This is a genomic window from Salipiger bermudensis (genome assembly GCF_020171625.1).
GTDB classification, from domain to species: domain Bacteria; phylum Pseudomonadota; class Alphaproteobacteria; order Rhodobacterales; family Rhodobacteraceae; genus Salipiger; species Salipiger bermudensis_B.
Genome location: NZ_JAIUZY010000030.1, coordinates 1 through 8,081, shown reverse-complemented (window position 1 = coordinate 8,081; position 8,081 = coordinate 1). Strand labels below are relative to the sequence as shown.

The following is an 8,081-nucleotide window of genomic DNA, read 5'->3' as shown; positions in this document are numbered from 1 at the left end:
GGAAGGAAAATCATGAACATTGTCACACGTATTTTTGGCTCTATTGACCGACGCTATCTGATCCGCGCTTATCTGATCGGACTGGCCTTCTTCGCCTTCTTCTTTCTCATTTCTCGCGATACTCCGAGCGAGGATTTGCCCACTGGCATGGTCACGATCATGGCGATCAACACCCTACTCTTTCCTTTCGCGAAGCTGGTCTGGGACCAAACGCGGGACTTCGCAATGGGGAACACCGTGGTTTTCTCTCCAGCGTGGTACCTGTTCGTAATGAAGTACCTCGTGAACGGCTTCCTTTGGGCTCTAGCGCTGTTTGTTGCCCCGCTCGGAATTGGCTATCTTTGGTTTAAAACGAGGGCCTAAGCCGCCAATATTTTAGGCCAGAGAGAGGGCTTGCACGAGCCGCTTGCGGATCATGATTGCGCCTCCCGCAAGCACCTCATGCAATCGTAATCCGCTTGCAGGACATGAAAGCGAGGCTCGCAATGAAAGATAGTGACCTATCCGACTCCATCATCGCCCAGCTTCTCGAAGTCGCGCTAGTAGCACGCTACGGGATGCGTGACCCCGATGGCCTCCAAGACGCACGATGGAAGATCCGTGCTGAGCTGATGCGGAAAGGCTGGACCTTGCCGCCCTACACCTACCCGGACGAGGCCGAGACATGAGCAGCGTGGTTCTCTCCGAGCTACACCAGCTCGCGACCCAGCTCGGTTCTGAAATCGTAGTGGAACATGGCGCTGTGTATCTCTGCGGACCCGGCGCGTTCGATGATCGAAGGATTGGAAGCGCATCCGACCTTGCCACCGCCCGCGACACGCTCAAGCGCCAGGTGCGGGCGCAGGGCGGAACGGTCCCTTTCGACGCAGCCACCTATCTGACCACCCCGGAAGCTCGGGACGAGTTCCTGCGCGCAGCCCTGGAAACCGAGGACGTCGAGTTCATCGCCCATGCCCGCGATGTGATTGCGCGCGCCACCGCGACAGAGGGCGGAAAGCCCAGAGGCGACGGCTCTCCACGCCGTTAAGCTCTACACTTGGATCAACCCTGAGTAGCTGCGAGTCCGGGAACGGGTTTTATGTCACCGACGAGCGCTATCCACAGAAAACCGCAGAAGTTGTGCCGGGGCATGTCGATTTATGTGGACAACCGTTTCCGACTTTCATCGCTCGACGTCACATTGTGGGGACGATCTAACAAAAGGAGTTCCCATGATCGAAACTACCATCATCTTCGCCGCCATCGGGCTGCTCGGCGCCTCTTCCCTCGCCGCCGGCAAGGTCCTGAACAACCGTCGCAACCCCGCGCCTAACGATGAGCAGCTGCTCAACGGCCTCGGCTACGGCGTGACCATCGGCGGCGCCTTCGTCACCCTGTGCGAGCTTCTGCCCCCCTATCTCCTCAGCTGAGGTCAGGCTCTGCAAAAGTGTAACGTATACGTTTTGCATTTCCTGCTACAGTGACACCACAAAGCCGCGCCCGGTTCTCCGGCGCGGCTTTTTCTATGTCGCGGTGCCAGCAGGGCGGGTGTGAAAATACAGCCACCTATTTTCTGCCAGTTTCATCATTCTAGGGCTTGATCCAAGCTAGACCTCTCCCCATTTAAAAGCTGCACGACCAGTTCGTGCAAAAAGCCCGGACGGGCAGAGGCGCCACTGGCGTCTTTTTTCATGTCAAATTTAAGGATTACTTAATGCAATACACAGATATCACATCGCGCATCGCACAACTCCCCCATGTCACCAACGTCAAGTGGCATGGAGGATGCGTGTTCATTTTCGTAGATTTTGTACCGGAAAATGCAGGTGACGACCCCGCACCTTTTCCTGTCTTAGACCATGCTGTCACCGCAGAGCTTGCAGCTGTATCGGATGACGAGCCGCGCTATATAGCGCGAGGATATGTTGACCCTGACAGGCGGCTTTTTGGAGTGTCACACCTCAGCGGGACTTCGATGGAAGAAGTCAGGGCGTCATTTGAAAACGCGATTTCGTCTTAACTAGATACCTATTTTCATGAGGGGTGGCCTAGGTCACCCCTCGCTGCACCTCTTACCACCAGACCTGAACATAGGCCCCCTATTTCCTGCCACGTTCACCCCTCTGACGTGGCAGGCGCGGCTTCACACTGCAAATTTCACTCCAATCGTCCACGGCACGTGTAAGCAACCTGTTTACAACCGTCATCAATCAGCTTACATAAAGCCATGATCAAGACCTTCGCACACAAGCAGCTGAAAGCCCTTTGGGAGACTGGCAAGTCGAAGATCGACGCACGCATGCACAGCCGCATTCTGCGGCGGCTGGATGCGCTCGACGCGGCTACAGCTCCCGAGGACATGAACCTGCCGGGCTTCGATTTCCACAGTCTGCGGGGGCACACACCAACGCGCTACACCGTCCACGTGAACGGCCCGTGGTGCATCACCTTCGAGTTCCGCGACGGCGACGCCTATGTGCTGGACTACGAGCAATATCACTAGGAGGCGAGGATGAGCCGCAACCCGAACCGCTGCCCGACGCATCCGGGCGAACTGCTCCGCGAGGATGTGATCCCCGCGACCGGAAAATCGAAAGCCGAAATCGCGCGAATGCTCGGCGTGTCGCGCCAGCACTTGCACGACCTTCTAGCCGAGCGGAAGCCCGTCAGCCCGGAGGTGGCTGTGCGCCTTGCCAAGCTGTTCGGGAACGCGCCTCTGGTCTGGATCAGGATGCAGGGGGCCTATGACGCCTGGCATGCTGAACGAGATGTGGACGTTTCCAACGTCCAGCCTCTGATCGCCGCTGAATAATTCACTACAAAAGAGGGGTCGCTTGGGCCCCTCTTTTCGTTCTACCATCGATGACGACAGGCTATTCTGACATCAAAATTCAATGCAGGTGTACTGGTACCCTTGCCCTGATTGATCAAAATATTGACTTTCAGTAGCATTTTGGAAGTCATTCCAGACAGTTCCAACCGGCACTCTTTCAGCGCTACTGCCTCCAGCTTTGAAGCTCTCTAAGGCATGAGAACCTTCTGGTAGTTCATCACCAAAGCAAAATCTTCCGATAAATGGTGCAGACTGGCTTTTAGTAGCCCACAGTATCATGCCGTCTCGCGAGACGACAAATGCCAGAGGCCGATGGCTTAGCTTCACGTGGCGCAAGGCGCTTGCCTGAAGAGAACACTCAAATCTTGTCCCAATCTCCTGCAAAACATCTGTGCACCACGGCATGTCTTGGAACTCGGTTCGCAAAATATTCGCGGGCATCAGCAACCATGAAGCAAAAATATTTGCCTCAGTTTCAATGGCGTCATGAAAATCATTGAGAGACTCCTCGCTATCTTCGAACGTATCCCTCAAATCCCGGTGGCACATGAAGTGACCGAGTTCATGAGCAAACGTAAACCTACGTCTCCTCCCATTCGCGACATGGCTATTGAGCAACATCGTCCATTTTCGCGCGCCCTTAGTGCGCACCAGTGAGCCTTCAAAGCTATCGAACCGCCTCTGATCTATGATCAACTTGTCGGAGAAGTCGCTCGTCAAAATAGCGCCGTCGACCAGCTTCCTGAGATCTAGAGGGTAAGTGTTTGGTCCATACTTCTGCCAAAGGTTCGTGAGACGAATAGCCTCTTTCTTCGGGTCAGTTTTTTTCGCCGCCGTCGAGGCCTGAGACAATCCGGTCAATGTACTTCTTGTCATCTTCTGAAAGGTTTTTGAACTTTCTGAAGAATGCATCTTCCATCTGATCAGAGGAAGGTTTTTCAGCTCCATCATCCAAGAAGAAGTCAGGAGAAGCTCCCAGATAGTTGGATATTTTTAGAAGTAGCTCCGCAGACGGCTTTGCATTTTTCTTGTTCTCCAGCTGCCAAACATAGGCCTTCGAGCTACCGATGGCGGTAGCAAGCTCCTCCAGCGTCTTGTTTCGGCTGGTTCTCACCTTCCGAAGCTTCTCTCCAAATTTTTCAGACATTGCGTTCTTCGTATCTCTAACCCTTGACAGGAGTATAGCTCGTGCACTACTTACTTCCAAGTGTAGCATTAGCTACACTTTTGTGAAGCCATAGATGGAGAAAACAATGGCTGAGACCTGCACGGCAAACGGCGACACCTGGGAAATCTATCGGGACGCCTCGAACCACTGGCGGTGGCGCCGCACTGCTTCCAACGGTCGGATCGTTGGCGCTTCCAGCGAAGGCTACGTGAACAAGTCGGACTGCATTGCAAACGCACGACGCAACGGCATGACGTGCACACCCCGGTAAGCAAACGAAGGGCGACTTCATCATGGGTCGCCCTTCGTTCATACAAACGAGACAGTTCGTTAGCTTCACAGAGCCTATGTCTAAAGAGAGCAAGTTTCTGTCGCGCGTCCTGCGCCATGAGCCCGACCTGATCGGGCTGACGCTTGGCCACGGCGGATGGGTCCAGGTAGACGAACTCCTGCGCGGCATGAAGCGAGCAGGGCACCGGCTTTCCCCAGATGCCCTCCGACAGATCGTCACGGACAACGACAAGAAACGATTCACGCTCTCTGAGGACGGCCGCCGTATTCGAGCCGCCCAGGGACATTCCGTTGTCGTTGATCTGGGCCTGACGCCCATTGAGCCACCGGCCACGCTGTTTCATGGCACGGCACGCGACAACCTCGATGCAATCTTCGCGAGCGGCCTCAATCCTGGCCGTCGCCAACACGTCCACCTGTCGCCAGATGAAGAAACCGCCGTGAAGGTTGGCACCCGGCATGGTCGCCCCGTGGTGTTGCGGGTGAACACCGCCGCAATGCATGCGCACGGGTTGCCCTTTTGGCGCGCCGACAACGGTGTGTGGCTGACCGCAACCGTCCCCCCGGAATACCTCGGCTTCTGATACCCGCACCTCAGAACAAGCGGACACCTCTTGCAAACCGATCCTGACATCGCCCTCCACAAGGCAGGGGAAGGATGGGGTTTGCGCCGTCCTGAGGGACGGCTCTGGCGGGGTTTCGAAAGGGGTTATGTGCCCCCTTAGCCTGCGGAGCAATGGGGAGGGTTTCAAAAGGGAGGGGAGCTTGCTACCTTCCCTTTGCCTACGGCATAAGCGTGCTTATACCTAGTAGGTTAGATCATTAAAATGATCTGCCACGGAGGAAACGTCATGGAAGACCTTGCAGCGGGGAACTCTCGGGCCGTCGCTACCCGCATCCAGAGCGACGAAGGTGGCAGGGCTGGGGGGCAACGAAAGCATGATCTCCGGCACGCCCCCATTCCAGGATACGTGAACCAGGAGCGCATGCACCTGAACAGCGTGATCGTGCAGCCCATGACCCCCGGCGCGCTCCGGAAGATTTGCCAGGAACGCCGCGAGCTCCGTGCCACCAAGCGCGCGATGAAAAGCAACGCGAGCGTGGCGATTTCCGGGATCATCGTGTTCGGGCGCGAGGCCCAAGCTGACTTCGAAGCTCTGAGCATCGAACAGCAGGACATGGCCTTTCGGGATGTCGCTGAGGCCATTGCTGCCCGCCTCAACAGCACGGTGACCGGCTTGGTCGCGCATCGTGACGAGACAGCCCCTCACGCGCATTTCCAGCTTCCCGCCTACGATCTGAACGGGAATGCCATCAGCGCGATGACCAAGCGGGGGGTAACATCGGAACTTCAGACCATCACGGCTGAGGTCATGAAGCGTCATGTCGCCAGCGCCGAGCGTGGTCGCAGTAAATATGATCGTCTCAGGGCCGGCGCGGAGTTCGCGGACACAGTGCATCGCTCTGTGGCAGAGCTTCACCACGATCTTGGTCCTGAGATCGCCGCGGCTCTTTCGAAGCGAAGCGGGCTCGAGAAAGAGGCGGAGACGTTGGCCAGACGCGTTGCCAAGCTTCGGGAGAAGGAGGAACTGGCGGCCAAGGAGGTCAAACGGCTTCAAACCTACGAACGCCGTCTCGCTAACAAGCAGGAGGAGCTGGATGTGCTCCAGTCCGAACTCCTGAGACTTGAGGAGGCCGTAAACCAAGAGCGAGACTTCATCGACGGTGCAACGGCTATCGCAGATGAGCAGTGGGAGAGTGCAACCGCCGCCTTGAACGCTCAGAGCGCCGCAGAGGCGCGTCGGAAGGCCGTAGAGGACGAGACCGCCCAGATCCGCGAGACAGCGCTCAGAGAGGCGCAAAGCGCCGCTGACGCGCTTCTGGCAAGGTCTGAGGATGAGGCCGTGCAGGCGGCTCGGCGAGTGACAGAAGAAACGTCTCGCCGCCTGGAGAAGGTTCTGCTCGATGAGGGCCAGAAGGCGTTGCTCAAAGTCGAGCGAGAACGCGATGTGTGGCGACGAGCTTTCGAAACCCTGAGGGACACGGCCAAGAAGGTCATCCCGGAAGGCTTGTATCAGACCTTGAGGACTCAGTTCATGGATCGATGGGGCCAGCACCCGGACAACCCGGACCGCAAACCAGAGCCACCACGTGCCTCTTACTCGTCCGGTCCCTCCGGCCCCTGACCCATTCTCAGCAAATTCAACCGATGCCACAGGCGCAGGGAGGTAGAATTGGGGATATCCCTTCCCCTCCCTGCCTGACCCACCCCATCCCTGCGCGTTGCGCTGTCGGTAATCGACCACGCTGCTACAAGGTTTGAGCTAGCCGATAGCTGTGATGCAGGCTCCTCCGTCGCCTGCGTCGTTCAAAAACTCCACCCCCGCCCGATCGCTCGACCAGCGCTGTGGGGGCGCGCTCCCGATCGAACGGGCGTGGATTTTTTGCCCTCCTATAGATCATTAGAAGGGTCAAAATAATAATTATTTAAAATCAGAAGCTTATGGGGGGGGGTGCGGAAGCAGCTTACTTCCGGGGGTGCGGAAGCAGCTTACTTCCGGGGGTGCGGAAAATATCTACCCATAATGGGTAGATATTTTCCAATTTTCGGAAGTCATTTTCACGAAAAAAGTTTCCGGGGGTGCGGAAACCTGTTACATAAAATTGGAAATTTTGGAGCAGGTAAATGGAAAAACTTCCGGACACCAAGAAGCGACAGGGCAACTGGGTTCAGACCGAGCGAGCAGCGCATGAAGCATGGGCCGCGCTGATCGCAGATTCACCACTGGCCGCGCGAGTAGCACATGTCCTGACTGCGCGACTTGGCGATCACAACGCGGTTGTGATCTCGCAGAAGGCCTTGGCCAAAATTCTTGGGAAGTCGGATCGCTCCGTGCGGACCGCCCTTAAAAAGTTGGAAGCTGAGAATTGGATTGAAATCCGCCAGATCGGGCAAAACGGGACCGTTAACGCCTATGTGGTCAACGATAGAATTGCTTGGAGCGGGAAACGCGACGGCATCCGATACAGCTTGTTTTCAGCCAATGTCATTGTCACCGACGAAGAACAGCCGGACCGCAACGAGCTTGGCCAGCAGGAGCCCTTGCGCCGCCTACCCTCGCTCTACCAGGACGAGCGGCAATTACCTTCGGGCGCAGGACTACCTCCCATCTCGCAGCCGTTCTTTGATGGTATGGAGCCAGATTTGCCCGGTACAAGCAGGGATAACGACCCCGACTTTAACCACGATGAATAAGAGGCGGTAAAGATGGCAAATCTCTCTCTAAGAGAGGCGGTAAAAGCGTTCGATGTTTCCCGGCCAACCCTGACAAAAGCTATAAATTCCGGAAAGTTGTCAGGTGTTCGTAATGGTAAAGGTCAGTGGGAAATTGACCCGGCAGAACTAGCTCGCGTTTACCAACCCCGCCCGTCCGAAGTGGCAAATGTCGGGAAGGATGGACCGGGCAAGTTGACCACGACGAACACCCCAGACCCTGCCGAGCTGGATCGCCTGAAATCCGCTCTCGCGTTAGCTGAAGCTCGGGCCGATGCTGCCGAGAAGCTGGCGCAGGAAAGGGCCGAACGCATCGAGGACTTGCGCCGCCTCCTGCCGCCGCCAGAGGATGCCACGCCACGCCGTCTCCGGTGGAGATGGCCGTGGGGGTCGGAGACCTAGCTTCACTACTGCTTTGGAAGGAAAATCATGAACATTGTCACACGTATTTTTGGCTCTATTGACCGACGCTATCTGATCCGCGCTTATCTGATCGGACTGGCCTTCTTCGCCTTCTTCTTTCTCATTTCTCGCGA

The 8,081-nt window shown here is 56.5% G+C and carries 13 protein-coding genes; 11 read left to right on the top strand and 2 right to left on the bottom strand.

Annotated features, from left to right (window positions below):
• The 7 genes from LCM15_RS22605 to LCM15_RS22575 all read left to right on the top strand — a co-directional run.
• A partial coding sequence (locus LCM15_RS22605) for a hypothetical protein (protein WP_224860079.1) occupies positions 1–363 on the top strand: 363 nt, incomplete at its 5' end.
• A 122-nt stretch (positions 364–485) separates the two neighbouring features.
• On the top strand, positions 486–668 hold the full coding sequence (locus LCM15_RS22600; protein ID WP_224860078.1) for a hypothetical protein: 183 nt from the start codon (positions 486–488) through the stop codon (positions 666–668).
• Entirely contained in the window at positions 665–1,027 is a 363-nt protein-coding gene (locus LCM15_RS22595; RefSeq protein ID WP_224860077.1) for a DNA-binding protein, read from the top strand. Before LCM15_RS22600 ends, LCM15_RS22595 begins: the two co-directional genes overlap by 4 nt.
• Positions 1,028–1,211: 184 nt before the next feature.
• Positions 1,212–1,409, top strand: coding sequence for a hypothetical protein (locus LCM15_RS22590; RefSeq protein WP_224860076.1), 198 nt, complete (start codon positions 1,212–1,214; stop codon positions 1,407–1,409).
• A 284-nt stretch (positions 1,410–1,693) separates the two neighbouring features.
• A complete protein-coding gene (locus tag LCM15_RS22585; RefSeq protein WP_224860075.1) occupies positions 1,694–1,999 on the top strand; it encodes a hypothetical protein in 306 nt (101 codons plus the stop codon).
• 207 nt (positions 2,000–2,206) lie between these two features.
• A complete protein-coding gene (locus LCM15_RS22580) occupies positions 2,207–2,482 on the top strand; it encodes a type II toxin-antitoxin system RelE/ParE family toxin (RefSeq protein WP_164197105.1) in 276 nt (91 codons plus the stop codon).
• Positions 2,483–2,491: 9 nt separating this feature from the next.
• Positions 2,492–2,791 carry a HigA family addiction module antitoxin gene (locus LCM15_RS22575; protein ID WP_224860074.1) on the top strand — a complete coding sequence of 100 codons (300 nt, stop codon included), beginning with the start codon at positions 2,492–2,494 and terminating at the stop codon, positions 2,789–2,791.
• Between the two features lie 72 nt (positions 2,792–2,863).
• Here the strand turns inward: LCM15_RS22575 and LCM15_RS22570 are convergent, their stop codons facing one another.
• Both LCM15_RS22570 and LCM15_RS22565 read right to left on the bottom strand, forming a co-directional pair.
• Positions 2,864–3,673 (bottom strand): ImmA/IrrE family metallo-endopeptidase, encoded by an 810-nt coding sequence (locus LCM15_RS22570; RefSeq protein ID WP_224860073.1) that lies wholly within the window; start codon positions 3,671–3,673, stop codon positions 2,864–2,866.
• Positions 3,630–4,028: a helix-turn-helix domain-containing protein gene (locus tag LCM15_RS22565; protein ID WP_224860072.1), complete on the bottom strand. Its 399-nt coding sequence runs from the start codon at positions 4,026–4,028 to the stop codon at positions 3,630–3,632. Before LCM15_RS22565 ends, LCM15_RS22570 begins: the two co-directional genes overlap by 44 nt.
• 25 nt (positions 4,029–4,053) lie before the next feature.
• Here LCM15_RS22565 and LCM15_RS22560 point away from each other — a divergent pair, with 25 nt between their 5' ends.
• The 4 genes from LCM15_RS22560 to LCM15_RS22545 all read left to right on the top strand — a co-directional run bounded on the left by LCM15_RS22560 (position 4,054) and on the right by LCM15_RS22545 (position 7,527).
• The gene (locus tag LCM15_RS22560) at positions 4,054–4,251 is read left to right on the top strand and encodes a YegP family protein (protein ID WP_318246079.1); all 198 of its coding nucleotides are present in this window, start codon (positions 4,054–4,056) and stop codon (positions 4,249–4,251) included.
• A 76-nt stretch (positions 4,252–4,327) separates the two neighbouring features.
• Positions 4,328–4,855 carry an RNA 2'-phosphotransferase gene (locus LCM15_RS22555; RefSeq protein WP_224860070.1) on the top strand — a complete coding sequence of 176 codons (528 nt, stop codon included), beginning with the start codon at positions 4,328–4,330 and terminating at the stop codon, positions 4,853–4,855.
• A 267-nt stretch (positions 4,856–5,122) separates the two neighbouring features.
• A complete protein-coding gene (locus LCM15_RS22550) occupies positions 5,123–6,457 on the top strand; it encodes a plasmid recombination protein (RefSeq protein ID WP_224860069.1) in 1,335 nt (444 codons plus the stop codon).
• Between the two features lie 500 nt (positions 6,458–6,957).
• Positions 6,958–7,527 (top strand): helix-turn-helix domain-containing protein, encoded by a 570-nt coding sequence (locus LCM15_RS22545; RefSeq protein ID WP_224860068.1) that lies wholly within the window; start codon positions 6,958–6,960, stop codon positions 7,525–7,527.
• The last annotated feature ends 554 nt before the right edge of the window (positions 7,528–8,081 follow it).